Annotated in this window: 24 protein-coding genes, 1 tRNA gene and 1 pseudogene; 6 read left to right on the top strand and 20 right to left on the bottom strand. The window is 65.7% G+C overall.

Annotated features, from left to right (window positions below; genetic code table 11):
• The 4 genes from ACFSCT_RS01010 to zapE all read left to right on the top strand — a co-directional run bounded on the left by ACFSCT_RS01010 (position 1) and on the right by zapE (position 2,782).
• Positions 1-270 carry a YciI family protein gene (locus ACFSCT_RS01010; protein ID WP_379139444.1) on the top strand — a complete coding sequence of 90 codons (270 nt, stop codon included), beginning with the start codon at positions 1-3 and terminating at the stop codon, positions 268-270.
• Complete coding sequence (locus ACFSCT_RS01005) at positions 270-692, top strand: EVE domain-containing protein (RefSeq protein WP_379139443.1); 423 nt, start codon at positions 270-272, stop codon at positions 690-692. The genes ACFSCT_RS01010 and ACFSCT_RS01005 overlap by 1 nt, the downstream gene beginning before the upstream one ends.
• A 167-nt stretch (positions 693-859) precedes the next feature.
• Positions 860-1,474, top strand: coding sequence for a DUF6778 family protein (locus ACFSCT_RS01000; RefSeq protein WP_379139442.1), 615 nt, complete (start codon positions 860-862; stop codon positions 1,472-1,474).
• A gap of 177 nt (positions 1,475-1,651) precedes the next feature.
• Entirely contained in the window at positions 1,652-2,782 is a 1,131-nt protein-coding gene (gene zapE, locus ACFSCT_RS00995) for a cell division protein ZapE (protein ID WP_379139441.1), read from the top strand.
• 251 nt (positions 2,783-3,033) lie between these two features.
• Here the strand turns inward: zapE and ftsH are convergent, their stop codons facing one another.
• The 10 genes from ftsH to ACFSCT_RS00945 all read right to left on the bottom strand — a co-directional run bounded on the left by ftsH (position 3,034) and on the right by ACFSCT_RS00945 (position 13,428).
• The gene (gene ftsH / locus ACFSCT_RS00990; protein WP_379139440.1) at positions 3,034-4,938 is read right to left on the bottom strand and encodes an ATP-dependent zinc metalloprotease FtsH; all 1,905 of its coding nucleotides are present in this window, start codon (positions 4,936-4,938) and stop codon (positions 3,034-3,036) included.
• 64 nt (positions 4,939-5,002) lie between these two features.
• The gene (tilS, locus tag ACFSCT_RS00985; protein ID WP_379139439.1) at positions 5,003-6,247 is read right to left on the bottom strand and encodes a tRNA lysidine(34) synthetase TilS; all 1,245 of its coding nucleotides are present in this window, start codon (positions 6,245-6,247) and stop codon (positions 5,003-5,005) included.
• The gene (ybgF, locus tag ACFSCT_RS00980) at positions 6,240-7,148 is read right to left on the bottom strand and encodes a tol-pal system protein YbgF (RefSeq protein ID WP_379139438.1); all 909 of its coding nucleotides are present in this window, start codon (positions 7,146-7,148) and stop codon (positions 6,240-6,242) included. Before ybgF ends, tilS begins: the two co-directional genes overlap by 8 nt.
• Before the next feature lies 1 nt (position 7,149).
• Positions 7,150-7,677 (bottom strand): peptidoglycan-associated lipoprotein Pal, encoded by a 528-nt coding sequence (pal, locus tag ACFSCT_RS00975; RefSeq protein WP_379139474.1) that lies wholly within the window; start codon positions 7,675-7,677, stop codon positions 7,150-7,152.
• Between the two features lie 26 nt (positions 7,678-7,703).
• Positions 7,704-9,026, bottom strand: a complete 1,323-nt coding sequence (gene tolB, locus ACFSCT_RS00970; protein ID WP_379139437.1) for a Tol-Pal system beta propeller repeat protein TolB — start codon at positions 9,024-9,026, stop codon at positions 7,704-7,706.
• A gap of 46 nt (positions 9,027-9,072) precedes the next feature.
• On the bottom strand, positions 9,073-9,498 hold the full coding sequence (locus ACFSCT_RS00965) for a hypothetical protein (RefSeq protein ID WP_379139436.1): 426 nt from the start codon (positions 9,496-9,498) through the stop codon (positions 9,073-9,075).
• Positions 9,498-11,090 (bottom strand): cell envelope integrity protein TolA, encoded by a 1,593-nt coding sequence (gene tolA, locus ACFSCT_RS00960; protein ID WP_379139435.1) that lies wholly within the window; start codon positions 11,088-11,090, stop codon positions 9,498-9,500. Before tolA ends, ACFSCT_RS00965 begins: the two co-directional genes overlap by 1 nt.
• A gap of 4 nt (positions 11,091-11,094) precedes the next feature.
• Positions 11,095-11,574: a protein TolR gene (tolR, locus tag ACFSCT_RS00955; protein ID WP_379139434.1), complete on the bottom strand. Its 480-nt coding sequence runs from the start codon at positions 11,572-11,574 to the stop codon at positions 11,095-11,097.
• Positions 11,575-11,577: 3 nt separating this feature from the next.
• The gene (gene tolQ, locus ACFSCT_RS00950) at positions 11,578-12,276 is read right to left on the bottom strand and encodes a protein TolQ (RefSeq protein WP_379139433.1); all 699 of its coding nucleotides are present in this window, start codon (positions 12,274-12,276) and stop codon (positions 11,578-11,580) included.
• A 123-nt stretch (positions 12,277-12,399) separates the two neighbouring features.
• Positions 12,400-13,428, bottom strand: a complete 1,029-nt coding sequence (locus ACFSCT_RS00945; protein ID WP_379139432.1) for a LacI family DNA-binding transcriptional regulator — start codon at positions 13,426-13,428, stop codon at positions 12,400-12,402.
• Positions 13,429-13,541: 113 nt separating this feature from the next.
• Between ACFSCT_RS00945 and ACFSCT_RS00940 the strand changes: the two genes are divergently transcribed.
• A tRNA-Arg gene (locus ACFSCT_RS00940) sits at positions 13,542-13,618 on the top strand.
• Between the two features lie 90 nt (positions 13,619-13,708).
• Here the strand turns inward: ACFSCT_RS00940 and ACFSCT_RS00935 are convergent.
• Positions 13,709-14,581 carry a DMT family transporter gene (locus ACFSCT_RS00935; RefSeq protein ID WP_379139431.1) on the bottom strand — a complete coding sequence of 291 codons (873 nt, stop codon included), beginning with the start codon at positions 14,579-14,581 and terminating at the stop codon, positions 13,709-13,711.
• 249 nt (positions 14,582-14,830) lie between these two features.
• Positions 14,831-16,063, bottom strand: a complete 1,233-nt coding sequence (locus ACFSCT_RS00930; protein ID WP_379139430.1) for an aminotransferase class V-fold PLP-dependent enzyme — start codon at positions 16,061-16,063, stop codon at positions 14,831-14,833.
• A 47-nt stretch (positions 16,064-16,110) separates the two neighbouring features.
• On the opposite strand from ACFSCT_RS00930, the gene ACFSCT_RS00925 reads away from it, so the two are divergent.
• Entirely contained in the window at positions 16,111-16,875 is a 765-nt protein-coding gene (locus ACFSCT_RS00925; protein ID WP_379139429.1) for an IclR family transcriptional regulator, read from the top strand.
• 15 nt (positions 16,876-16,890) lie between these two features.
• On the opposite strand, the gene ACFSCT_RS00920 is transcribed toward ACFSCT_RS00925, so the two are convergent.
• From ACFSCT_RS00920 to ACFSCT_RS00890, 8 genes and pseudogenes are all read right to left on the bottom strand, one after another.
• The gene (locus ACFSCT_RS00920; RefSeq protein WP_379139428.1) at positions 16,891-17,403 is read right to left on the bottom strand and encodes a RidA family protein; all 513 of its coding nucleotides are present in this window, start codon (positions 17,401-17,403) and stop codon (positions 16,891-16,893) included.
• Entirely contained in the window at positions 17,400-18,386 is a 987-nt protein-coding gene (locus ACFSCT_RS00915; protein WP_379139427.1) for an ABC transporter ATP-binding protein, read from the bottom strand. Before ACFSCT_RS00915 ends, ACFSCT_RS00920 begins: the two co-directional genes overlap by 4 nt.
• On the bottom strand, positions 18,379-18,708 hold the full coding sequence (locus ACFSCT_RS19540; RefSeq protein ID WP_417629385.1) for an oligopeptide/dipeptide ABC transporter ATP-binding protein: 330 nt from the start codon (positions 18,706-18,708) through the stop codon (positions 18,379-18,381). The genes ACFSCT_RS00915 and ACFSCT_RS19540 overlap by 8 nt, the downstream gene beginning before the upstream one ends.
• Before the next feature lie 39 nt (positions 18,709-18,747).
• Positions 18,748-19,335, bottom strand: a pseudogene (locus ACFSCT_RS19535) (ABC transporter ATP-binding protein); the annotation flags it as partial.
• Between the two features lie 71 nt (positions 19,336-19,406).
• The gene (locus tag ACFSCT_RS00905; RefSeq protein ID WP_379139425.1) at positions 19,407-20,531 is read right to left on the bottom strand and encodes an amidohydrolase/deacetylase family metallohydrolase; all 1,125 of its coding nucleotides are present in this window, start codon (positions 20,529-20,531) and stop codon (positions 19,407-19,409) included.
• 4 nt (positions 20,532-20,535) lie between these two features.
• Positions 20,536-21,396, bottom strand: coding sequence for an ABC transporter permease (locus ACFSCT_RS00900; protein WP_379139424.1), 861 nt, complete (start codon positions 21,394-21,396; stop codon positions 20,536-20,538).
• A 1-nt stretch (position 21,397) separates the two neighbouring features.
• Positions 21,398-22,339 carry an ABC transporter permease gene (locus ACFSCT_RS00895; RefSeq protein WP_379139423.1) on the bottom strand — a complete coding sequence of 314 codons (942 nt, stop codon included), beginning with the start codon at positions 22,337-22,339 and terminating at the stop codon, positions 21,398-21,400.
• A gap of 18 nt (positions 22,340-22,357) precedes the next feature.
• Positions 22,358-23,872 carry an ABC transporter substrate-binding protein gene (locus tag ACFSCT_RS00890; protein ID WP_379139422.1) on the bottom strand — a complete coding sequence of 505 codons (1,515 nt, stop codon included), beginning with the start codon at positions 23,870-23,872 and terminating at the stop codon, positions 22,358-22,360.
• Between the last annotated feature and the right edge of the window lie 42 nt (positions 23,873-23,914).

Here is a 23,914-nt window from a genome sequence, read left to right as displayed (position 1 = left end):
ATGCTTTACGCCCTGATCTGCCGCGACAAACCCGGTGCCCTGCAAACCCGTCTGGACACGCGCGAGGCGCATCTGGCCCATATCCGTCAAAGCGGTATCGTCGCGATGGCCGGCCCGCTGATCGAGGATGGCGAGATGCGCGGCTCGCTGGTCATTCTGGATGCCGAAACTCTGGAACAGGCGCAAGCATGGGCCGATGCGGACCCCTACAAGGCGGCGGGGCTGTTCGCCTCGGTCCAGTTGAACGAATGGAAAAAGGTGATCGGCTGATGGCCTATTGGTTGTTCAAATCCGAACCGGATGTCTTCGGCTGGGATGATCTGGTCGCGCGCGGCGCCAAGGGCGAGGAATGGGACGGCGTGCGCAACTATCAGGCCCGCAACAATATGCGCGCCATGAAGCTGGGCGACCGGGGCCTGTTCTATCACTCGAACGTCGGCAAGGAGATGGTCGGCATCGCCGAGGTCTGTGCCGAGGTGCACCCCGACAGCTCGACCGACGACCCGCGTTGGGAATGCGTCGACATTCGCGCGGTGCGGCCGTTGGGGCGCCCGGTCACGCTGGATCAGGCCAAGGTCGAACCCCGGCTGTCCGAGATGGTGCTTGTCAACAACTCGCGCCTCTCCGTTCAGCCGGTCAGCGATAGCGAATGGGCGGTGATCATGGAGATGTCGGAAACCGACCCCGATTAACCCAGTTTCCAGACAAGTGCCGGAAAACAGGCATTCTCCCATTAGAATCATTGCATAATATTGCGATGTGGCGCAATAAAATGACCAGCGACCTGTACTGTACATTGTCAGGTCCTGAAGAATTGGTGAATGGGGACCCTCTGTCCCCCGGTGGTACGAGGTTTCAGATGATCAAAAGCGTCTTGTTGGGTGGGCTGGTGGTGGCTGGTCTTGCCGGGTGCGCGGTTCGGTCCGATTGGCGCACCGAATACCAGCAGATTCCGGCCAGCCAGTCGGCGAACTGGAAAGTGACCGGCGTCAATGTCGTGGCCCCCGCCACGCTGACCACGACCGAAGAAAACAGCTATGTCCCCGAAGCGGATGTCGTCTGGCATGGCGATCCCCCCGGTGACCGGCGGGCACAGGCCGCGGCCATCGTGACCGAAGGCATCCGCGCCGGTTCGGCCGGTCTGCGCGGCCGCACGCCGGTCACCATCGCGGCCACGGTCACGCAGTTCCACGCCCTGACCCCGCTGACCCGTGGCACGAATTTCGCCAACGCCGGGGTCGAGAATATCTCTTACACGGTGCAGGTGCTGGATGCGCGCAGCGGCGCGCCCCTGACCCAGCCGCAACTGATCGAGGCTGATTTTCCGGGTTTGACCGGCAGTGCCGCCGTCGCGGCGGACGCCGCCGGCAATACCGAACGGCGGCAGATCGTGAACCACATCGCGGTGGTGACGCAGAACTGGCTGGGCAGCGGCCCCGATCCGCGCGGCGGCTTCAACCGCATGGGCCGCTGATCGCGCGAGCCCCCGAATTAACAGAAACGGGCCGGCCCGGCGGATAGGGGCCGGCCTTTTCGTTTGACCGGTCGGGCGCGCATAAGCCCCGCGATCCAGCGCCCGGCGACCTTGCGGGTCGCGGCGGCATTTGGCACAGGTGAGGTCGACACGACCGCCCCAAGCCCTCGAGGTTCCATGCCCAGCGTCAGCCAATTATACGAGGCCCGCGTCGCACGTGGCGAGCTGGATCCGGACCCGGCGCAACGCGCGCTTTTGCCCCGGCTGGACGCGCTGGTCGGCGAGCTCGCCGCGGCGCCCCCCGCACCCGTCACGAAGGCCAGGGGCGGCTGGCTGTCGCGGCTGGTCGGCGGCGGTCCGGCCGATGCCACGCCGATTGCCGGCCCGCGCGGTCTTTATATCTGGGGCGGGGTCGGCCGCGGCAAGTCGATGCTGATGGACCTGCTGGTCGAGGCCGCGCCCATCGCCCAGAAGCGCCGGGTCCATTTCCACGCCTTCATGCAAGAGGTTCAGGCCGGTCTGAACCGCGCCCGGGCCGAAGGGGCGCAGGACGCGGTCCGGCCCGTCGCCGAGGCCATCGCCGACCAGACGCGCCTGTTCTGTTTTGACGAGATGCAGATCACCGACATCGCCGACGCGATGGTCGTCGGGCGGCTGTTTCAGGTCCTGTTCGATCGCGGTGTGACCATCGTCACGACATCGAATCGCGTGCCCGAGGATCTTTATAAGGATGGGCTCAACCGGCAGCTTTTCATGCCCTTCATCGCGCTGATCCGGCAGAAACTGGACGTGATCGAACTCGCCAGCCCCCATGATCACCGACAGGACGGAACCGCCGAGGATGACCGCTGGTTCGTGACCCCGCCCTCGGCCCGCAAGGCGATGGATGCGGCCTGGGCCCGGCTGACGGAGGGGGCGCCCGCGGCGCCGCTGGTCCTGCCGATCAAGGGGCGCGAGATCGCGATCCCCGCATTTGCGACCGCGCCCGACGGGCAGCGGATCGGGCGGATCGGCTTCTGGGACCTCTGCGGCCGCCCCTATGGCCCGGCCGAATATCTTGCCATCGCCGATGCGGTGGATCTGCTGATGATCGACGATATTCCGCAACTTTCGTCGGCGAATTACAACGAGGCGAAGCGCTTCGTGACCCTGATTGACGCGCTTTACGAGGCCAGGGTCAAGCTGATCGCCTCGGCCGCCGCGCAGCCGGAATCGCTGTATCTCGAGGGCACCGGATCGTTTGAATTCGAACGCACCGCCAGCCGCCTGCGCGAGATGATGGACGCGGATTGGGGCAAGGCGGGATAAGCAAGATCCCGCCGAACCCACGTGGCCGCCATCAAATCCGGAACCACCCCCGCCGCCCGGCAGTTGGCCCTACAAGCCTGTACCACCACAGGCCGCCAGTCGGTGCCCTTGCTGAGCGTTCAGAAGGGTATCGTCCGGGTCGTATGGCCCGGCTTTGAGTACCAATTACTTTTCAATACCGAAGACCCCGGCCCCAAAAGGGAACCGGGGTCTTTTTTCGCACCTGTCCCGGCGGTCGGGCGGGCCGGAACTCAGCCCTGCGGAACCGCCGCGCCATCGCCTGCCGGACGGGGCGTGTCCGGGCGGGGCTGGGTGGTGACGGTCGGAATACGGCTGCCCGGTCCGGGGCCGTCATCCTCGCCGCCAAGGGCGACGCCACGGATGACCTTGCCGATTTCCTCGCCGGTCAGGGTTTCATATTCCAGAAGCCCCTTGGCCAGCCGCTCGAATTCCTCTTCCTTCTCCAGAAGGATCCGGCGGGCTTCCTGATAGCCTTCTTCGATCAGGTCAAAGACTTCCTTCTCGATCAGTTCCTTGGTGTGGGCCGAGATCGAGAATCCGGCGGTATTGCCGGAATAGCCTTCATGCGCTTCGGAATAGTCGATCGCGCCGACCTTGTCCGACATGCCCCAGCGCATCACCATGGCGCGGGCAAGCTGGCTGGCCTGCTGGATGTCGCCGGCCGGGCCGTTCGACACGCCTTCCTCGCCGTATTTGATGATCTCGGCGGCCTTGCCGGCCATGGTCATGGCGATCTTCTGCTTGGCTTCGTCCTTGTGATAGTTCAGCCGGTCCATCTCGGGCAGGCTGACGACCATGCCAAGGGCGCCGCCGCGCGGGATGATCGTGGCCTTATAGACCGGATCGCATTTCGGCAGGGACAACCCGACGATGGCATGCCCGGCCTCGTGATAGGCGGTCTTTTCCTTCTGCTCGGGCGTAAGGACCATGCTGCGGCGTTCGACCCCCAGCATGACCTTGTCCTTGGCATTCTCGAAATCTTCCATGCTGACAAAGCGCCGGCCGATACGCGCGGCGGCCAGCGCGGCCTCGTTCACCAGGTTCATCAGATCGGCACCCGAGAAACCGGGCGTGCCGCGCGCGATGATGCGCAGATCCACATCGGGGCCGACCGGCACCTTGCGGGCGTGCACGTTCAGGATCTTCTCGCGGCCCTTGATGTCGGGGTTCGGAACATAGATCTGGCGGTCGAAGCGGCCCGGGCGCAGCAGCGCGGGGTCAAGCACGTCCTTGCGGTTGGTCGCGGCGATGATGATCACGCCTTCATTGGCGTCAAAGCCGTCCATCTCGACCAGAAGCTGGTTCAGCGTCTGTTCGCGCTCGTCATTACCGCCGCCAATGCCGACGCCGCGGGCACGGCCAACGGCGTCGATTTCGTCGATGAACACGATGCAGGGGGCGGATTTCTTCGCCTGCTCGAACATGTCGCGGACACGGCTTGCACCGACGCCGACGAACATTTCCACGAAGTCGGAACCCGAGATCGTGAAGAACGGCACGCCGGCTTCGCCCGCGATGGCGCGCGCGAGCAGCGTCTTACCGGTGCCGGGCGGGCCGACCAGCAGCGCGCCTTTCGGGATCTTGCCGCCAAGACGGCTGAATTTCTGCGGGTTGCGCAGGAATTCGACGATCTCCTCCAGCTCTTCCTTGGCCTCGTCGATGCCGGCCACGTCGTCGAAGGTGACGCGTCCGTGCTTTTCGGTCAGCATCTTGGCGCGCGACTTGCCAAAGCCCATCGCACCGCCTTTGCCGCCGCCCTGCATCCGGTTCATGAAGAAGATCCAGATCCCGATCAGAACGATGAACGGCAGCCAGACACCGATCAGCGACATGAAACCGGACTGAGACTGCCGCTCGACCCGGACATCGACGTTCTTTGCGATCAGCTTGTCGGCGATATCCTCACCTTGCGGACGTATCGTGGTATAGGTCTTGTCGTCCGATCCGGTCACGATCAACTGCTCGCCATCCATGACGACCGACTTGACCTCGGATTTTTCGACCCGGGCCATGAAGTCCGAATAGCTGATGGACCTGCTGTCCATCGAACCGGCGCCGCCGTTGAACAGATTGAACAGGGCCAGCACCAAAACGAACAGCACGACCCAGAAGGCGATATTGCGCGCGTTACCCAATGGGGATTCCTCCGAGCGAGCGGGAAAAAAGCTTATGGTGAAAATAGGGATTCATTGCCGGGGTTCAATGCGAGATTAGCAACGCGTGGAAATCCGCCAATGATCGCACCGGCCGGACCGCCCAATCCCCCGGTTTTCCAAGCAGGGGCGCGGCGCACAGCGCGCCGTTCTGCCAGATCGCCGGGCTGGCGGCGGCCGCGTCACGGGACAGGCCGGACCCGCGCCAGTCGATTTCCGCAAGCGCGTCATACCCCAGCGCCGCGACGGTTTGACCGGGCGCCAGCGCGCCTTTGATATACCAGCGGTTATCCCAGATTTCGCCCTGCATCGGGGGCGCCCGGCGGGCGGCCTCGGGCTCTCGTCCAAAAAAGATCCGGTGCTGATCGACCGTGATCAACACCCCGTCCAACGTCGCCCGGCCGCCTTCGCGCATCCCCGCCATCAGACCCGCCACGCTGGCGCGGCGCGGCGCATATGAGGCCCCCGTTACCAGCCGCAGGGCTGCGACGATCAGCCGCCGGCGAATTTCATCCGGCTGCTCGGCAAGGGGCTGAAAGGGCAGCATAATATCGCCGTTCCGCACCTCGGCCCCGCCAGCGGCCCGGGTCGCAAAGAACCCCAGCGCCTGCCGCGCCATCGCCATGTTCTCTGCGACCTGGGTCAGCGCCACGGGGGTGATACCAAGATCGGTCAGCGCCGCCGCCGCCTGCCGCATGCGGATACGTTCAAACTCGGGCTTTTCGTTGGAAGGGTCGTCCGCCCAGCCGATGCCGCGCGCGGTCAGCCAGTCGCGCAAGCCGGCGCGGTCAATCTCCAGTAACGGCCGCAGCCACAACAGGCCCGATACCGCGCGCGCCGGTGCCATCCCGGACAGACCGTCAACGCCCGCGCCGCGGGTCAGGCGCATCAGCACCGTCTCGGCCTGATCGTCGCGGGTATGGCCCTGCACGACGGCGATCGCGCCCGCAGCCCGCGCCCAGTCCGAGATCAGCCGCAACCGCGCCTCGCGGGCGTTCGCCATCAGGTTTCCGGGCGAATCACCCCCGGTCCAGCGCAGGATCGTGTGACCGACGCCCAGTTTCCGCGCGGCACGGCCGGCCGCGGCGGCCTCATCCGCCGACTCGGCCCGCAGCCCGTGGTCGACGGTGGCGGCGATGACGGCGCGGCCCCGGTCGGCGGCCCAGCGGGTGGTCAGATGCAAAAGCGCGGTCGAATCGCCGCCCCCCGAATAGGCGACGGCGATCGGCCCCGGGCCATCCGGCACCAGTCGATCCAGCGCGGCATTCAACCGATCCTGAAGATCAGTCATTCCCGGGTGACAGGTCTTCCGGCACGCCATCCCCGCCCGTCAGATCGCAGTTCTGGGCGCCCAGCCGATTTGTCGCCTCGGTGCCGGCGGGGTTCTGGGGAAACCGCGTGGTGATTTCCTGCAAATACAGACAGGATTCCTCGGCATGGCCAAGATCGGCCATCACCCGCGCCAGACCCAGCAACGCTTCGGGCGCGCGGGTGCCGTCGGGGGCGCCGGCGAATGTCTCGAGCCAGGCGCGCGCCGCCCCGCGGCTGTCACCGGCACTGTCCAGCGCCTGCCCTTCCAGAAACCGCGCCTCGGCGGTCAGGGGACCATTCGCATAGGTTTCGGCAACGGCCGCGAAGAGTTCCGCAGCGCCGCGAAAGTCACCTTGACCGAGCACCTCCCGGGCCCGGTCGAATGCAGCCTGTTCGCCTTGGGTGGTGGCGGTCCCGGCCGGGGACGCTGGTGTCGGCGCGGGCGCGGTCAAGGCCCCGCCCTGATTGTTTCCGGGCAGGGGCGAGGCCGCCCCGCCGCCGCCGCTGCCCAATGCGGGCGTGTCGGTCAGCGCCCCGATGTCGCAGCCTTCCTCCATCTCGCACAGGCGGAATTCGATATCGCCGATGCGGTTGGTGCCATCCTTGACCACACGGTTGATGCGGTTCTGCATCTCCTCGGTCTGGTTGGTCAGCTGCGAAAGCTGGGCCTCCATCGCGTCCATGCGGGCGATGGCGCTGTCGCCGCCGGCGGCCGCGAAACCCTGCGCGCCCGAGGCGACGAGCTCTCTCCGCAGCCCCTCCAGCTGGCGCGTCAGTTCAGACAGTTGCGCGCGCAGGTCGGCCAGCGTGGCGGCATCCTGCGCCGCCGCCGGCATCGCCAGCCCACCCGCCAACAGCGCCGCAAGGATGACGCGCCGCATGTCAGCTACCGGCGCCGGGCTGGACCACGGTCACGGAACGGCGGTTCTTGGCATAGCAGCTTTCTTCCGAACAGATCGCCAGCGGGCGTTCCTTGCCATAGCTGACCGTGCGGATCCGCCCCGCCGCCACACCCTGCGAGATCAGGTATTCCTGAACCGAGTTCGCGCGCCGTGCGCCAAGCGCAAGGTTATATTCGCGCGTGCCCTGTTCGTCGGCGTGCCCCTCGATCACAGTCGAGAATCCGAGGTTCTGGTTCAGCCAGCCGGCCTGACCGGCCAGCGTGCTGCGCGCCTCGGGCGTCAGGGTCGACTGGTCGACGGGGAACAGCACCGTATCCCCCACGGTCGAGCGGAAATATTCAACCGATCCCTGACCGGGCATCGCGCCGGTGCCAACACCGCCAGCCCCGGCCCCGCCATTGGCATAGGGGTCCACGACCTGCGATCCGCCATAGCTTCCGTTGCGGTTGGCGCAGGCCGACAGCGCCAGCGCCGATACAAGCACCGCGATCTTGACCGAGGTTTTCATCTTCATACCGTGTCCGTTCCGTTCCCTTAAGGCAGCAGCGGGCCCCAATCGGGGTCGCTGGCCGGATTATCCAATTTCGCAGGGCGCATATTTCGCCCGGTAATGTCAACCGAATGAAGTCGCGGCTGGCCACCACCGCCCGGCGTTTCCCGCGTAAACATTACTACGCGGCCATTGGGGGCCCAAGTGGGACCCTCGTCAAGAAACGATTCTGTCAGCGTCCGTTCCTCGGATCCATCCGTGCGCATGACGCCGATGTGGAATTTGCCGCTATTCTGCCGGGTATAGGCGATCATGTCGCCGCGCGGCGACCAGACCGGCGTGCCATAGCGCCCCTCGCCAAAGCTGATCCGGGTCGCTTCGCCGCCCGAGGCCGACATGATATATAGCTGCGGCGAGCCCGAGCGGTCGCTTTCGAACACGATCTGCTTGCCGTCCGGCGAATAGCTGGGCGAGGTCTCGATCGAGGGGGCGTTGGTCAGCGCCCGGGTCGCGCCCGTGGCCGCATCCATCTGATAGATGTCGGTGTTTCCGCCCTGCTCCAGCGAGTACAGGATCCAGCGCCCGTCCGGCGAATAGCGCGGCGAGAAGGTCATGGTGCCCTGCTGCTCGGACAAGGTGCGCGAGCGGACGCTGTTCACGTCCAGTTCCATGATCCGCGGAAAGCCCGAGGCAAACGATGTATACAGGATCTTGTTGCCGTCGGGCGAGAACTGGGGCGCCAGCACCAGCGCCGAGGAATCGGTCAGCCATTTCACGTTGGCGCCGTCGTAATCCATCACGCCGATACGTTTCTGGCGGGCGTCCTTGGGGCCCGATTCCGACACGAAGGCGACCCGGCTGTCGAAATAACGCCCCTCGCCGGTGATCCGCGAATAGACCTGATCGGCGACCTTGTGGGCCGCGCGGCGCCAGTTCGATTCGCCGCTGTCGAATTGCATGCCGTCGCCCAGCGGCTGTCCCGAGGTCACGTCGAACAGCCGGAACTTGACGTTGATCTTGCCGCCCTTGACCGAGACCGCGCCGGTGATCAGCGCCTCGACGTTGATGGCGCGCCAATCCTCATAGGCGACGGGGGACGAAAAGCTGGCGGGGCGGGCGATATGCGCCTCGCGCGGGACCAGCTTGAACAGCCCGGTGCCGATCAGGTCGTCCGCGATGACCGAGCCGATCTTGCGCGTCATCTCATCGGCGCCGCCCTCGTTCTCGAACGGGGCGATGGCGAAGGGCATCGGTTCGATGACGCCTTCGGTGATGGTGATCCGCAGCGGACCGTCCTGCGCCAGCGCGGGCGCGGCGGCGGCAAGGGAAAGTATGGAAGCGAGGGCGAGCGAGAATGTGCGCAGCATGTTTTTCAACCTTCGGTGTTTCCAGTGGTTCGGCAAGTCGCGGACATCAGCGCATCCGCATTTCATCGGGAGTAAACGTGATCACGACATCCTTCCAGACATCGTATTTTTCTTTCGGCAGGGTGTAACCGTCGCGGCTGCAACGCAATATGGCGCGGCGGGCGGCGGTATATGCCTGCTCGACCGATGCCTCGGTTCCGCCCTCGGCCTTCAACATCCTGATCGAGCCGGAATCGGGCGTCCCGTCGGGATTCAGGCGCAAGGCGATTGTTACGACCGTAGCCGCCGCATCGGCCGGCAACGCGCCCTGGGTCCAGCAGGCGCCGACGGCGGCCACGAAGGCCGCCTTTTCGGCCGGCGTCAACGCGGCGGCGTCCTGTGCCAATGCAGCCGCCGCGGGCAATTGCAGCATCGCCGCCGCGCACAGCACGCCACGGCAAAACAGCGGGATATGCAAGGCCTGCCTGATCATCAGCGCATCCGCATGTTGTTCGGGTCAAAGACGATCTCGACGTCCTTCCAGCGATTATACTTCTCGGCCGGCAGCGGATAGCCGCCCTTGGCGCAACGGATGATGGCGCGGCGGGCGGCCTCGAACGCCTGCTTGGCCGATGCGCCGGTGCCGCCGCTGGAATCCTTCATCTTCATCGAACCGGCGTCGGGGGTGCCGTCCGGGTTCATGCGGAAGCTGACCGTCACCACAGTACGCATCGCGTCCGAGGACAAGGCGCCGACGTTCCAGCATTGCCGGACCGCAACCATGAACCCGTCCTTTTCGCCAGAGGTCAGGGGCGGGCCGTTGCTGGCGGCGCCACCGCCGCCCGAGCCGCCGGAACCCTTTTGCTTGTCGGGCGAATCCGCGCCTGCGGCGGCAAGCGCCTCGGCCAAGGCGGCCTCTTTCGCCTTCTGGGCGGCTGCGGCATCGGCTTTCGCCTTGGCGGCGGCTTCCTTCTTGGCGCGGGCCTTGGCTTCGGCTTCGGCCTTGCGTTCAGCCTCGGCCTTGGCTTCCGCCTCGGCCTTTTCCTTGGCGGCTTTTTCCTTGGCGGCCTTCGCGGCCGCCGCCTTCTTGGCTTCGGCTTTTGCCTCGGCCTCGGCCTTGGCTTTCGCTTCGGCTTTCGCTTCCGCCTCGGCCTTTGCCTTTGCCTTGGCTTCCGCCTTCGCTTCGGCTTCGGCCTTGGCTTTCGCCTCGGCCTTGGCTTCGGCGTCAGCCTTTGCCTTGGCTTCCTTCGCGTCGGCGTCGGCTTTTTCCCTGGCGGCTTTTTCCTTGGCGGCCTGTTCTTTCGCGGCTTCGGCCTTGGCCTTTGCATCCGCCTTGGCCTCGGCCTCGGCGGCCGCATCCGCCTTGGCTTTCGCTTCCGCTTCCGCTTCGGCATCCGCTTCGGCCTGCGCCGCGGCCTTGGCCCGGGCGGCCGCATCCGCCTGTCGCTGGGCGGCCTCGGCCTCGGCGGCGGCGGCAAGGGCCAGCGCCTCGGCCTGACGGCGCTGCGCGGCTTCGGCCAATCCGGCGGGACGCGCGCCGGGACGGGCCGAGCTGTCCAGCGCCAGCGCCGATGCCGGGGGTGCTGCGGGTTCTGCGGGCGGGGTCGGTGTCGTGCGTGATGGCGAAGCGTCCGAGGTCTGCCCCCCGGTCGGGCTGGCATCCGATTGCGGCGGCCGTTCCTGAGGCGTCGGCGCCAGCGTCGCCACCTGAACCGGCGGGTTGGGGGCCAGATCGGTCAGATCGGGGCGCGGCTCGGGCGCGGGCGAGGGTTCGGGCATCGCGGCCGGCACATCGGCGGTCTCGGTCGCGGCCTCGCCGCTGGTGTCGATCGCGGGCGAGGTCGCGTCATTCGGTGCCGCCGGTTGTTCGGGGGCCGAGGGCGCACCGGGATTGGTCGCGGCCCGTCCGATCGAAGCCGCCGCCATCTGCGCGAACTGGGCCTCGGACATCACCGATACCTCGGTCATCTGAACGGCGTCCAGCGGCTGGGCGCGGAACAGGGCGCCGCCGACCACGGCCCATGTCAAAAGACCGGCGTGGCCAACGCCTGATACCCATTTGCCGATGCGCTCCGCCCGGTCCATGGCCTTAACCCGCCTGTTCCTGACCGTTCATGCGCGGTCCGCCGGTGTCCGTCACCAGCACGATGTTGGAAAAGCCCGAGGCGTTCAGCGCCCCCATCACCTGCACCACCCGCTCATAGGGGATGGTGCCATCGGCGCGCAAAAAGATCTTGTCGGTTTCGCGCTGCGTCGCCACGGCGCGCAGGCGTTCCACCAGTTCCTCGGGCGCGATCGGGTTGTTCATCAACGATAGCGCACCATCGGCCTGAAGCGAGATGGTCAACGGTTCCTCGGGCTCCGCCGGCACCGCCTGCGCCGAGGTCTTGGGCAGGTTCAGCGGCACGCCCACGGTCAAAAGCGGCGCCGCGACCATGAAGATGATCAGCAGGACCAGCATCACGTCCACGAAGGGCGTGACGTTGATTTCGGCCATCACGGCGTGCTTTGAGCGGCCCGCGCGCCGCCGGGTGCCGCCGCCGCCCTTTTTCATGACGCCTGCGCCCATGGCCTACTCCTCGTCCAACTGACGTGAAAGGATGGTTGAAAACTCATCGGCGAACGATTCGTAGCCCGCCACGATGCGGTCGCTGTCGGCGGACAGCTTGTTGTAGAATATGACCGCCGGGATGGCCGCGAGCAGGCCCAGACCGGTCGCCAGCAGCGCCTCGGCGATACCCGGGGCGACGACGGCAAGGCTGGTGTTCTGCGAAATCGCGATCTGCTCGAACGCGGTCTTGATCCCCCAGACGGTCCCGAACAGGCCGATGAACGGGGCGGTCGAGCCGACGGTGGCCAGAAACGGCAGGCCACGGTTCATGCGATCGGCCTCGCGTCCGATGGCGACATCCATCGCCCGGTCGATGCGGCTGTTGGCCCCGGCGATCAACCCGCCGTCGTCGCGATGGCTGCGCCGCCACTCCAGCATGCCGGCGGAAAACACCCGCTCGGACGGCCCCGAGGGCGATGTGCCGATGCGGTCATACAGATCGTCCAGCGGCTGGCCCGACCAGAACGCCCGGTCGAATGCGGCGGCTTCGCGCCGGGATGCGCCATAGGTGATGAATTTCTGGACGATGATCGACCATGACCAGAACGAGGCGATGATCAGCATCACCATGACGATCTGAACGGTCAGTGACGCGCGCAGGAACAGCGCCACCAAAGAAAAGTCGATCTCCGGCCCAGTGGGAAGAGTTGAAGGGTCCATGTAGCTGCTCTGCCTTTTTGGCCACGATTTCGCGGCGTTATTAACAGCGTATTTACACAGGTTTCAGACCCAAAGCCAACACAATGGCGTCAACTTTACCCGCCGTTCCGATCAACTGCCCGTTCATCCTTGCGCGGCGTGCCGGATCGTCTGGCCCGGATGGAAGTTGGGCGAAAGGCTGATGGTCTGGCCAACGGATTCCGGTTCCAGCCCGGCAATGATGCGCGCCGCACGCCGGCCGATCTCGATCCGGCGGGCGTCGGTCGTGGCCAGCCGCCGGGGCAGCCCGTCCAGCAATTCCACGTTGTTAAAGCCGGCAAGACCGATATCGCCCGGAATATCCAGCCCCTTTTCAAGGCAGTACAAAAGACCGCCCGCGCCGATCATGTCATTCGAGTAATACAGGAAATCCAGATCCGGCTCGCGCGACAAGATGCGCTCGGTCAGCTCTCGGCCTTTCAGAAGCGCCGAGCCGCCCTGATAGAATTCCCGCGCCGTCAAGTTGACGCCGGCACGGTTCAGCCCCTCCTCGAACCCCGCCAGCCGTTTCCGCGCCCGGTGATCCTCGGGCATATGGGTACCCAGAAAGCCGATGCGGCGATAGCCGGCCGCCAGAATATGCGCGGCCATGTCCAGCCCGACCTGCCGATGCGAGATGCCGACCACGGAATCAATGCCCGGCCCGTCGCTGTCCATGATCTCGACGACGGGGATCCCGGCGTTTTCCAGCATCGCCCGCGAGACGCGGGTATGTTCCAGCCCGGCCAGAATGACGCCCGAGGGACGCCACGACAGCATGTCGTAAAGCACCGCCTCTTCGCGGGTCAGCGAATAGTTGGTCACCCCGATCACCGGTTGCAGGCCGGTGTTTTCCAGTTCGGCCGAAATGCCGCCCAGCACCTCGGGGAACACGAGGTTCGACAGCGACGGAATGACCACCGCGACCAGATTGACCCTTTGGCTTGCAAGACCGCCGGCGATCTTGTTGGGCACATAGCCCAGAGATTTCGCGGCCTCGACCACCTTTTCACGGGTCGCGGCCGACACGTCGCCGCGATTGCGCAGCACGCGGCTGACGGTCATTTCGGACACGCCCGATGCCTCGGATACATCGCGGAGCGTTAGCGGTCGGCGCGGTTTGCGGTTGGTCATCTGTTCCGGGAAAATCCTTGGGTTGCTGGGCATGTTAGCGCACGACAACCGGTCGGAGCAAGCCTGCCCGGCCTTGCATCGGAACGCGGGCCGGGCCATAGCTATGCCCGAGTGGTCCCGTGGCTCAACTGGATAGAGCAGCCCCCTCCTAAGGGGCAGGTTGCAGGTTCGAATCCCGCCGGGGCCACCATTTTCCTTCGGCATCCCTGAACCACCGGAATCAAGATCGGCGCTTTCCGCCCGATCGAGGCGGTGTGCCGAACTGGGCCCGCGCTCCCGGTCAGGATGCCGACAACAGGATCACGCCGGCGATAAGTACGGCGCAGCCCAGCAACCGCCATGGCCCGACCGGTTCGCGCAGGATCAACATCCCCATCAATGCGCCGACCATCATCGACATTTCGCGCATCGGCGCGACTAGGCTAAGCGGCGCGCCATTGGTCAGCGCCGTCAGCACCAGGATATAGGACAGCGGCGACAACAGCCCGACGGCGGCGGCGGTCCACCAATGGCCCCGCATCAGGTCCCGGGCGCGGCGGGGGGCGGCCAGAACAAGCGGCAGCAGCAGAAAGAACCGCAGCATGTTCGAGAACCAGTCGAGCACGACCGGCGCCACCCCCAGCGCCTTGACCGCATAGGCGTCGACGACGGTATAGCCCGCGATCAGCCCGCCGGTCGCGGTGCCCCAGCGGATGCCGGCCTGACCGCCGGGACTGGAAAACGCCGCCAGCTTTCCCTGTGTCGCGATCAGCAGGATACCGGCGACGACCAACACAAGGCCCAGAACCCCCGCTTGGGTCGGCGTTTCACCAAGGATCAGGAAGGCGCCGATGCTGGACAGCATCGGGCCGGTGCCCCGCGCGACCGGATAGACCACGGACAGGTCGGCAAGCTGATAGCCGCGTTGCAGGCACAGGCTGTAGGCCAGATGAATAAGCCCGCTCAGCAGGACAAAACCGGCGCCGATCCAGCTCCATGCGACACCCCCATGCGCGAGAAGATAAAGCACCCACGGCGCATAGATCGCGCAGGCGATCAGGTTATAGGCGAATACGAAAACCGGGCCGACCGGGGCGGCCCGCTTCGCAAGCAGGTTCCAGGTTGCGTGAATGATTGCGGCAAGAACGACAAGAAAAGCCGAGGCAAGCGTCATTGAGACCCCCTTTTGCGCCCGGCCCTGTCGGACCGGCGGCGCGGTTGATCTCGACGTCTCCTCCCCTGGGCTTTTATCCCTTGGGTGCAGCCGGGAACACCCCGGTCTCTGCAACGCTCGGTCCTGCGGCGCGCGGCCCGGAACCCTAGTTGCCACTCAGTCGATGTGGCGATCTAGCCATCACCCGGTCGGGATTACAACCCGTTCGACGGAAATGCCACGCGGCAACCCGCCACTCGCTGCCGCCTGTCAGTCCGGCCAGTTCAGCGCCGCCGCGGCGGAATGGCGCGGCTTCAGCATCGCATTTTTCGGGCGATCCGGCGATTTCAGGACCGCGAGCAACCGGTCGGCCACGATCTGCGCCTCGCCATCGTGAAGGTTGCAGGGATCAAGATAGAAATGGCCGCGCTCGGCCTCGTGCCCGCGCACGATGATCGGCGGATCGCCCGCCGCCAGCGCCGCGGCAAGCCCGGCGGCGGTAAAGCCGCTTTCCGGCGCGACCCGCACCTCCAACCGATCCAGCGGATTGTCGGTCGGATCCGGCACGATCAGCGCGGTTATGCCGGCGATGCCGGTCAGGCTGCGCTGCCACAGATCCAGCGCCGCCCGTTCACGCGCCCGGATCGCGGGGGCGTCGCGGCCCTCCCACGCCTCAAGCGCCGCGATGACGCCGGCGATCGATTCCTTGCCCACTTTCATCGCCCGGGCAATGCCGCGATTCTGAAGATAGGCCGCGCGGACCAGATCCTTGCGCCCGGCGACGATGCCGCTGGTCGGGCCCGAAAGGAACTTGTGACCCGAATAGATCACGATATCCGCCCCCTGATCCAGAAAGGTGCGCAGGTCGTATTCAGACGCCGCATCGACGATGACGGGAATGTCGCGCGCATGGCAGATCTCGGCGAACTCGGACAGCGGCACCATGCCGTATTGCACGGTATGGTGGCTGACCACGAACAGCGCGGCGGCGGTGCGTTCGGTGATCGCATTGGCGATGTGATGGGCCTGAACCGCGCTGACGGTGCCGGCATGAACCACACGTCCACCGGCCAGACGGATCGACTGGTCGACCGGCGCGCCATAGTTGACGTTATGCCCCATCTGCAGGATCACCTCGTTCGGATAGATGCCGGTGTCGTCGGGCAGACGTTCGATGGCCAGAAGATCGGTGCCGGTGATGCAGCCCGCGACGGACATGCTGATACCGGCCGCGCAGCAGGCGGTGACGAAGCCCGCCTCGCCGCCGGTCAGCCGCGCGATGGTCGCGCTTGCGCGGCGCTGAAGATCGTCCATCTCGACCCATTCCGGGGCCATTTCGGCCATCGCCGCGATCGCCTGCGGTCCGATGATCGACGCGCCCAGCGCCGTCATCGTCCCCGAGACGTTCACGACCGGACGCAGGCCCATCCGCGCGCGAATATCGGCGTTTTCGCCCTCGGCGGGGATGATTGCGTAGGGGGCGGCTTTCGCTTCGCTTGACATATGAGACTATTCCCTTATTGCGGAATGGAAGATGACAGGAGTAACCGATGCTCGATCAGGAACCACGCAAGCGGACCAGCGGCATTGACCGCGCGTTGCAGATGCTTGACCTCTTGGCCGAGCGGCAGCAGCCGATGTCGGTCTATGATCTGGCCAAGTCGGCGGGTGCGCCGGCCTCGACCATTTACCGGCTGGTGGACGAGCTTGTCGAACGCGGCATGCTGATGCGGCACGAGGATAATTCGGTCTGGCTGGGGCCGCGCCTCATGCGCTATGGGCTGATCTATCGCAGCCACATCGACGCCTTCCGGCTGGCCGAACAGGAAATGCGGCAATTGGCCAAGCAGACCGGGGAAACGGTCCAGATCTGCGCCAATGACGACGACATGATGCTGGTCGTGGCGATGGAGGTGGGCGAAGGCCATTTCCGCATCACCTCGGACGTGGGCACGCGGGTGCCGCTGAACTGGACCGCCTCCGGGCGGCTTTTGCTGGGCCATCTGCCCGAGGATGAACGCCGCGCCCGATTCGCCCGGACCGCGCGGCCGTCGCGTACCGGCATGGCGGAAACCGACCCGCAGGTGCTGGCCCGTCAGTCGGGCGAAGATTTCCGCAACCGGCTGGCGATCCAGACCAATGCGTCGGAATTCGCGGTGGCCTGTATCGCGGCACCGATCCGCGATGCGCAAGGCGCCTGCATGGCCACGATTTCCATCGTGCTCGCCGATCGTCAGGCCGAGCGGCGCCGGGACGAGCTGGCCGCGGCGGTGCAGCAGGCGGCGCTGGCGGCTGAACATCTGATGGGGCATTGACGCGGTCATTCCCGGTCAGGGCGCCGGCCGGTCTGGGGCGATACGGTCCGGGGCGATCTCGAAAATCGCCTCGATCTCGACGGTGATGTTGTTCGGCAGCGAGCCCACACCGATGGCCGAACGGGCGTGGCGCCCGGATTCGCCAAAGATCTCGGCCATCAGATTGGAAGCCCCGTCGATGACATAGGGGTGGCGCTCGAAATCCGGGGTGGCATTGACCAGCCCAAGCAGCTTGACGACCGAGGCCACCCGGTCAAGCGAGCCGAGATGATCGCGCAGCGCCGCAAGGATGTTGATGCCGACCAGCCGGGCATGTTCGCGGGCGTCTTCCGGCGTGACATCGCCGCCGACCTTGCCCCGGCAAAGCGAGCCGTCGCCGCGCACCGGCCCCTGACCCGAGACATAGGCCATTCCCCCCGCGATACGGACGTTCTGAAAGGCGCCGATGGGGCTTGGCGCCTGCGCCGGAAGCGTCACGCCAAGCGCGGCCAGACGGGTCTCGGGGGTTGGTTCTTTGGTCAAAATCATGCTGAAGATCCCGGGTAGAAACAATGGGCGGTCTGTCCCGCGCCCATGTCGACGGGCGGCGGAACGGCGGCGGCGCAAGGATCGGCGGCAATCGGGCAACGGGTTCGGAAAACGCAGCCCGAGGGCGGGTTCAGCGGGCTGGGGATCTGCCCCTTCAGCACCTCGCGGTGCCGCGCCGCATGCGGATCGGGCAACGGCACCGCCGACAGCAGCGCGCGCGTATAGGGATGCGCCGGCTGGCGATGGACGCGGCGCCCCGGCCCGGTTTCCACGACCCGGCCCAGATACATCACCGCCACCTGATCACACAGGTAATCCACCACCGACAGGTCATGGGCGATGAACAGCATGGTCAGATTGCGGCGCGCCCGCAGATCCAGCAGCAGGTTCAGGATCTGGGCCTGCACCGACACATCAAGCGCCGAGACGCTTTCGTCGGCAACGATGAAATCGGGCTCCAGCGCCAGCGCCCGCGCGATGCCGATGCGCTGCCGCTGACCGCCCGAGAACTCATGCGGAAAGCGGGTCATGTGATCGGGCGAAAGGCCCACTTCGTCCAGCAGCGCAGCAACGCGGTCACGGCGCTCGGATCGGGTGCCGATGCCATGCGCCACCAGCCCCTCGGCGATGATCTGGCCGACCTTCAGGCGCGGGTTCAGCGAGGAAACCGGGTCTTGAAACACGATCTGCATGCGCCGCCGCATCGCGTTCATTTCGCGCGGGGAAAGCTGGGTGATGTCCTGCCCGTCGAAGAAGATCCTGCCCGCGCTCGGCTCGATCAGGCGCAGCACGGTCCGGCCAAGCGTGGTCTTGCCCGAGCCGCTTTCGCCGACCAGCCCGGTGATCGAGCCGCGCGGAATGTCCAGCGTCACATCCTCGACCGCATGGACCGTGCCGCGCGGCGAATCGAACCGCTTGGTCAGGTTCTGCAACCGCACCAGCGGCGCGCCGGGAATTGGCTCAGACGTGGATTGGTCAGACATGGGTAGCCTCGGCTTGCGCGGCGCCCATCAGGGCGGCGGACTCGGCGGCGCGAATGCAGGCCACGCGATGTACGGGCGCGATGTCGCGCAGATGAACCGGCCGGGCGCACGCCTCGATCGCGATCGGGCAACGCGGCCGGAAGGCGCATCCCGCGGGCAGGTTGAAAAGCGGCGGAACGCTGCCCGGGATCGCCACCAGCCGTTCGCCCTCGGGGCGGTCGGGATGCGGGATCGAGGCCAGCAGCCCGCGCGTATAGGGATGGGCGGGGGCGTCGAAAAGGGGTTTTACCGGCGCCTGCTCGACCACCGCGCCGGCATACATCACCGCCACCTCATCGGCCATTTCCGCGACCACCCCCATGTCATGGGTGATGAACAGGATCGACATGCCCATTTCGGCCTGCAAACGGCGCATGAGATCCAGAATCTGCGCCTGAATGGTCACGTCCAGCGCCGTCGTCGGTTCATCCGCGATCAGCAGTTGCGGCGCGCAGATCAGCGCCAGCGCGATCATCGCCCGCTGCCGCATGCCGCCCGACAATTCATGCGGATAGGCGTCGACGCGGCTGGCGGCGGCCGGAATTTCCACCATTTCCAGCATCTCGATGACCCGCTTCCGGCGGTCGGCCGCCGACAGGTCGCTGTGCAAAAGCAGCATCTCGCCGATCTGGTCGCCAATGGTGAACAACGGGTTCAGCGAGGACATGGGTTCCTGAAAGATCATCGCGATCTCTCGCCCCCGGATCCGGCGCATGCCGCCGGCGCCCAGCGCGGTCAGGTCGGCCCGGCCGCCGTCGCGCATGCCGTATTCGATACGCCCGGACAGCACCCGTCCGCCCCGCGGCAACAGCCCGAGGATCGCCAGCGAGGTGACCGATTTGCCCGAGCCGCTTTCACCGACCAGCGCCAGCGTCTTGCCGGGGTTGATGCTGAAACTGACATCGCGCAGGGCCACGACCGCGCGGGGCCCGGCGCCAAAGCCGACGCGCAGCCCCTCGACCGAAAGGATGGGGGGCGCGCTCATCTGGCCGGGGCCGTCCGGCGGGCGGCGTCACGCAGGTCGGCACCGATGACCGTCATGCGCGGCTCGAACATCTGGTTCAGATTCAGTGTGCCACCCTCGCTGTCGGTGGCGGTCATGTCGCAATCGACCAGATCAAACACGGTCAGATCGGCACGAGTGCCGGGCGTCAGACCGTCGCGGCCCGACAGGCCCAGAACGCTGCGCGGGTGTTCGGTGATGGCGGTGACGCAATCCTGCAGCTCAAGTCCCACGGCCAGCAGCTTGGCGACGGTCGTCGCCATGTCATGCACCGGGCCGTCGATATTGCGCAGATGCAGGTCGGTCGAGATCGACCACGGCCGCAGCCCGTCATCAATCGCGCGCCGGGCCACGCCGAAATCGAACGAGGCCGCGCCATGGCCGATGTCCATCCGCACGCCCTCATCCGACAGCCGCCGCGCCTGTTCCCACAGCGCCGCCGTGTCGCGGATCGAGCCCGCGCGCTTGCCGTTGAAGCAATGGGTGACGATGTCGCCGGGCGTCAGGATGTCGAACACCTCGTCCAGCAGCGGCGGGGGCTCTCCCACATGGACCATAAGCGGCAAATCGCAGATCTCGGCGATGCGCTTGGCGATCTTGGCCGGGGTGATGCCCCAGCCGCCGACGATCACGCCGCTGGCGCGGACCTTGATGCCGCAGATCACATCGCGGTTCGCCTCGACCACCGCAAGGGTGCGGTCCACGTCGATCGAACGCAGGTCGATCAGTTCGGACACCCGGTTGCAGGCCACCAGACCGATCGAGCCGATGTTCAGAAACGCCCGGATCGTCTCGGCCGCCGGATCAATGACATATTCGCGCAGCCCGTGAAAATTCGCCTCGCCCGCCGAGCCGGCATCGGCCATTGCGGTGACGCCGGTGGCGCGCCCGGCCTCGGCCGCGCGTACCGAAATGTCGGTGCCGCCGTGCCAGACATGCACATGCAGGTCGCACCATCCCGGCGACAGCCATGCGCCCTTGCAGTCGATGTTGCGCGCGCCCTTGGCCGGGCCTTCGGCGATCAACCCGTCATCGCCGATATGAATCGTGTCGGGCGGGTTATCAAAGCCGATGGGTCGGAAATTCGTGATTGTCAGCGCCATGTCGTTAAGCCTCTTTTGCAAGTCTCGGGTCCAGCGCATCCCGCAACCCGTCGCCGATCATCTGCAGGCTCAGCACCGCAAGCGATATGGCGAGGCCCGGAAAGACGATCAGGTAGAAAGCCTGATCCAGCGTCTGGCGCCCTTCGTTGATCATCGTGCCCCAGGTCGGAACCGCAGGGTTCACGCCGACACCCAGAAAGGACAGGCCCGCCTCGGCCAGCATGGCATAGGCAAAGATGAACGTGGCCTGCACCACGATGGGCGAGACGATGTTGCGCAGGATGTGCTGGATCATGATCGTGCGCGTCGATGACCCCAGCGCATGCGCCGCCTCGACAAAGGGCAGTTCGCGGATGACCAGCGTCGCGGCCCGGACGATCCGGGCGATCCGCGGGGTGTAGACGATGGACAGCGCGATGATGACGTTGACGACCGAACCGCCGAAGATCGCCACAAGCGAGATGGCCAGCAGAATATCGGGAAACGCCATCATCGCGTCGATCAGCCGCGACAGCGGCGCATCGAGGGCGCGGAAATATCCGCCAAGCAGCCCGATGACGATGCCGGCGATGGTCGAGATCACCGCGACCCCCAGACCAATCGTCAGCGAGGTTCGCCCGGCATAAAGGATGCGCGACAGCACATCGCGCCCAAACGCGTCGGTGCCCAGCCAATACTCGGCCCCCGGAGGCGTCAGCCGCGCCCGGACCGACATCCGCGCCGGATCGGCGGGCGAGATCCATGGCGCGAGGATTGCGGCCAGCAGGATCAGCACAAAAAGGGCCAGCGCGATCATGACCGCCGGCCGGCGCGCCATCAGTTGCCACAGGCCGGGATCCTCAAGCGCCTTGGTGGTTGCGGCCATCTCAGTACCTCACCCGCTTGTCGACCAGCAGATAGATCAGGTCCACCGCAAGGTTGATCAGAATATAAAGCGTGGCCACCACCACCAGCGTGCCCTGAATGACCGGATAGTCGCGCCGCTCGACCGCGCTGACCACCAGATTGCCCATGCCGGGGATGTTGAACACACGCTCGGTCACCACGGCGCCGGACACCAGCATGGCAAAGGTCAGCCCGATCACCGTGATCACCGGGATCGCCGCATTCTTCAAGGCATGGCGCAAGACGACGCGGGCTTCGGACATGCCCTTGGACCGGGCGGTGCGGATGTAATCCTCGCCCAGCACGTCCAGCATCGAGGCGCGGGTAAAGCGCAGGATCAGGGCCGAGTTCACGATGCCAAGCACGATCGAGGGCAGCAACAGATAGCCGACGCGATCAAGAAAGCTGGCGCCCGGGCCGCCGTAACCGGCTGCCGGAAACCAGCCCAGATCGGTCGCGAAGAACCGCTGGAACATCAGCCCGGTCCAGAAACTGGGGATCGAGGCCGCCAGCATGGCCGTGGCGATGCTGAGTTGGTCAAAGACCGTGCCCCGCCGATACGCCGACCAGATCCCGATGGGCAGCGCGATCACCAGCGCGATCGCAAGCGACAGCAGCGCAAGAATCGCGGTCGGCTCGGCACGCTCGGCCAGAACCGATATGACCGGGCGGTTGAAATAAAGCGAGTCGCCCAGATCGCCGGTGATCGCGCGGCCCATATAGCTGAAATACTGCTCGGGGATCGACCGGTCGAGACCCAGCCGCTCGCGCAGGGCGGCCGCGTCGGCGGGGGTGGCATCGGGCCCCAGCATCAGGGCGGCCGGATCGCCCGGCGCAAGCCGGACGATCACGAAGGAAATGCTTAGAACCAGCAGGACGACGACGACAAGCCCGCCCAGTCTTTTCAGCAGATAGCGTTTCATTCCCGCGGGTTCCGTCCGTTATTCCTTGGAGGCGTTCCAGAAATAGGGCCACGGCGTCGGATCGACCCCTTTCAGCGTCTTTGCCTTGCCCAGCACGGCATTGAAGTTGCCGATCTTGATGAACCCGACATCGTCGAAATTGGCCGCCTGCAACTGGCCGAACAGCTCCAGCCGCTTGGCGGGATCGGGCTCGGCCAGGAAGGCGTCGGCGATCTTGTCTTTCTCGGGCTCGGACCAGCCGATACGCGAGGTCTTGAAATACATGTCGGTCAGCGCCGGTTCGGGCAGGAAGGGCGAGTGGCTGATATAGATGTCCCACAGCGCCGGGTCGTTGCGGCGTTCGCCCAGCGTCGCCCAGTCCACCACATCAAGCTGAACCTTGAAGCCGGCCATCTCCAGGGCCATTTTCGCGACCTCGGCCATCTTGTAGTGGAACTCATACTGACGCGAGGTCAGGATACGCAGCGGCGTGCCGTCATAGCCGGCCTCTTTCAGCAGCTCTCCGGCCTTGGCCTGATCGTTGACGTTGTAATTCTCGACGCCGTTCTCGACCCGCCAGGGCCAGCCCTCGGGATACATCGGGCCATCGACCTTGAAGAACTTGTCATCCCCGAAAGCGGCGAAAAGCATGTCGTCGATGGGAAGCGCCATCTGCAGCGCCTGCCGGATTTTCCGGTCGGTCAACAGACCCTGCTTGTGATTAAGCGCGAACACCGGCCAGCCAAAGCTTTCGATCATCACCGGCTCGGCCTTGTCAGAACCGGCAACACGGTCGAAGGATTCGGACGGCAGGCTGTCGGCGAAATCGTACTGACCGGCCAGCAACCCCTCGACCCGGGTGTTCGGATCGGGCGTGGGGATAAAGCGGATCTCGTCGGGAACCTGACCGCGCTTGCCGGCGGCGCCGTCGGTCGGCTCTTCGCGGGGGACATATTTGTCAAAGCGCACGAATTGCAGGTATTGGTCGGGCACCCGCTCGGCCAGTTCGTAAGGACCGGTGCCTATGACCTTCTCCAGCACGTCGGCCTGATTTTCCTCGGGGTAGATCGCGGCGGCCGAGTTCGAGAAGGCCAGCAGCGACAAAAGCGGCGCATAAGGCGATTTCAGGGTGATGCGGACGGCATCGGGCGCGGTGGCCTCGATCTTTTCGACCTTGTCGGCCACGCCCTTGCCGCGCGTCGCCAGTTTCAGCCAGCGGTTCAGCGAGGCGACCACATCGGCCGAATCCATCGCCGAGCCGTCCTGAAAGGTGATGCCGGTGCGCAGCGGAATGTCGTAAACCTTGCCGTCGTCGGAAACGGTCGGCATCTCGGCCGCCAGAAGCGGCGCGACATTCCATTTCGAATCGAAGGTATAAAGCGTCTCGACCATATGCTGGGTGACGATGCTGACCACATCCTTGGTCGAAAGCATCGGATCGAGCGTATCAGGTTCGCCCACAATCGCGACATTGATGGTACCCTGCGCGAAAAGCGGGGCGCCCAGACCGAGGGACAGGGCCGATGCAAGCAGGAAGGAACGGCGGACAGTCAAGGCAACCTCCATTATTATGGTATAGATACCGTTATTAGGTTA

This window comes from Paracoccus pacificus (genome assembly GCF_042680785.1).
Classification (GTDB): Bacteria; Pseudomonadota; Alphaproteobacteria; order Rhodobacterales; family Rhodobacteraceae; genus Paracoccus; species Paracoccus pacificus.
This window is presented reverse-complemented; position numbering and strand designations above follow the sequence as displayed.

What these genes read in the sequence shown, in the direction of transcription:
- ACFSCT_RS00905 (WP_379139425.1), bottom strand. Translation starts at nt 20,531, where the DNA reads ATGGCGCTGACAATCACGAATTTCCGACCCATCGGCTTTGATAACCCG.
- ACFSCT_RS01000 (WP_379139442.1), top strand. Translation starts at nt 860, where the DNA reads ATGATCAAAAGCGTCTTGTTGGGTGGGCTGGTGGTGGCTGGTCTTGCC.
- tilS (WP_379139439.1), bottom strand. Translation starts at nt 6,247, where the DNA reads ATGACTGATCTTCAGGATCGGTTGAATGCCGCGCTGGATCGACTGGTG.
- zapE (WP_379139441.1), top strand. Translation starts at nt 1,652, where the DNA reads ATGCCCAGCGTCAGCCAATTATACGAGGCCCGCGTCGCACGTGGCGAG.
- ACFSCT_RS00925 (WP_379139429.1), top strand. Translation starts at nt 16,111, where the DNA reads ATGCTCGATCAGGAACCACGCAAGCGGACCAGCGGCATTGACCGCGCG.
- pal (WP_379139474.1), bottom strand. Translation starts at nt 7,677, where the DNA reads ATGAAAACCTCGGTCAAGATCGCGGTGCTTGTATCGGCGCTGGCGCTG.
- ACFSCT_RS00900 (WP_379139424.1), bottom strand. Translation starts at nt 21,396, where the DNA reads ATGGCCGCAACCACCAAGGCGCTTGAGGATCCCGGCCTGTGGCAACTG.
- tolA (WP_379139435.1), bottom strand. Translation starts at nt 11,090, where the DNA reads ATGGACCGGGCGGAGCGCATCGGCAAATGGGTATCAGGCGTTGGCCAC.
- tolQ (WP_379139433.1), bottom strand. Translation starts at nt 12,276, where the DNA reads ATGGACCCTTCAACTCTTCCCACTGGGCCGGAGATCGACTTTTCTTTG.
- ACFSCT_RS00945 (WP_379139432.1), bottom strand. Translation starts at nt 13,428, where the DNA reads ATGACCAACCGCAAACCGCGCCGACCGCTAACGCTCCGCGATGTATCC.
- ACFSCT_RS00920 (WP_379139428.1), bottom strand. Translation starts at nt 17,403, where the DNA reads ATGATTTTGACCAAAGAACCAACCCCCGAGACCCGTCTGGCCGCGCTT.
- ACFSCT_RS00935 (WP_379139431.1), bottom strand. Translation starts at nt 14,581, where the DNA reads ATGACGCTTGCCTCGGCTTTTCTTGTCGTTCTTGCCGCAATCATTCAC.
- ybgF (WP_379139438.1), bottom strand. Translation starts at nt 7,148, where the DNA reads ATGCGGCGCGTCATCCTTGCGGCGCTGTTGGCGGGTGGGCTGGCGATG.
- tolR (WP_379139434.1), bottom strand. Translation starts at nt 11,574, where the DNA reads ATGGGCGCAGGCGTCATGAAAAAGGGCGGCGGCGGCACCCGGCGGCGC.
- ACFSCT_RS00915 (WP_379139427.1), bottom strand. Translation starts at nt 18,386, where the DNA reads ATGTCTGACCAATCCACGTCTGAGCCAATTCCCGGCGCGCCGCTGGTG.
- tolB (WP_379139437.1), bottom strand. Translation starts at nt 9,026, where the DNA reads ATGCTGCGCACATTCTCGCTCGCCCTCGCTTCCATACTTTCCCTTGCC.
- ACFSCT_RS00930 (WP_379139430.1), bottom strand. Translation starts at nt 16,063, where the DNA reads ATGTCAAGCGAAGCGAAAGCCGCCCCCTACGCAATCATCCCCGCCGAG.
- ACFSCT_RS01010 (WP_379139444.1), top strand. Translation starts at nt 1, where the DNA reads ATGCTTTACGCCCTGATCTGCCGCGACAAACCCGGTGCCCTGCAAACC.
- ACFSCT_RS00965 (WP_379139436.1), bottom strand. Translation starts at nt 9,498, where the DNA reads ATGATCAGGCAGGCCTTGCATATCCCGCTGTTTTGCCGTGGCGTGCTG.
- ACFSCT_RS19540 (WP_417629385.1), bottom strand. Translation starts at nt 18,708, where the DNA reads ATGTATGCCGGCGCGGTGGTCGAGCAGGCGCCGGTAAAACCCCTTTTC.
- ACFSCT_RS00895 (WP_379139423.1), bottom strand. Translation starts at nt 22,339, where the DNA reads ATGAAACGCTATCTGCTGAAAAGACTGGGCGGGCTTGTCGTCGTCGTC.
- ACFSCT_RS01005 (WP_379139443.1), top strand. Translation starts at nt 270, where the DNA reads ATGGCCTATTGGTTGTTCAAATCCGAACCGGATGTCTTCGGCTGGGAT.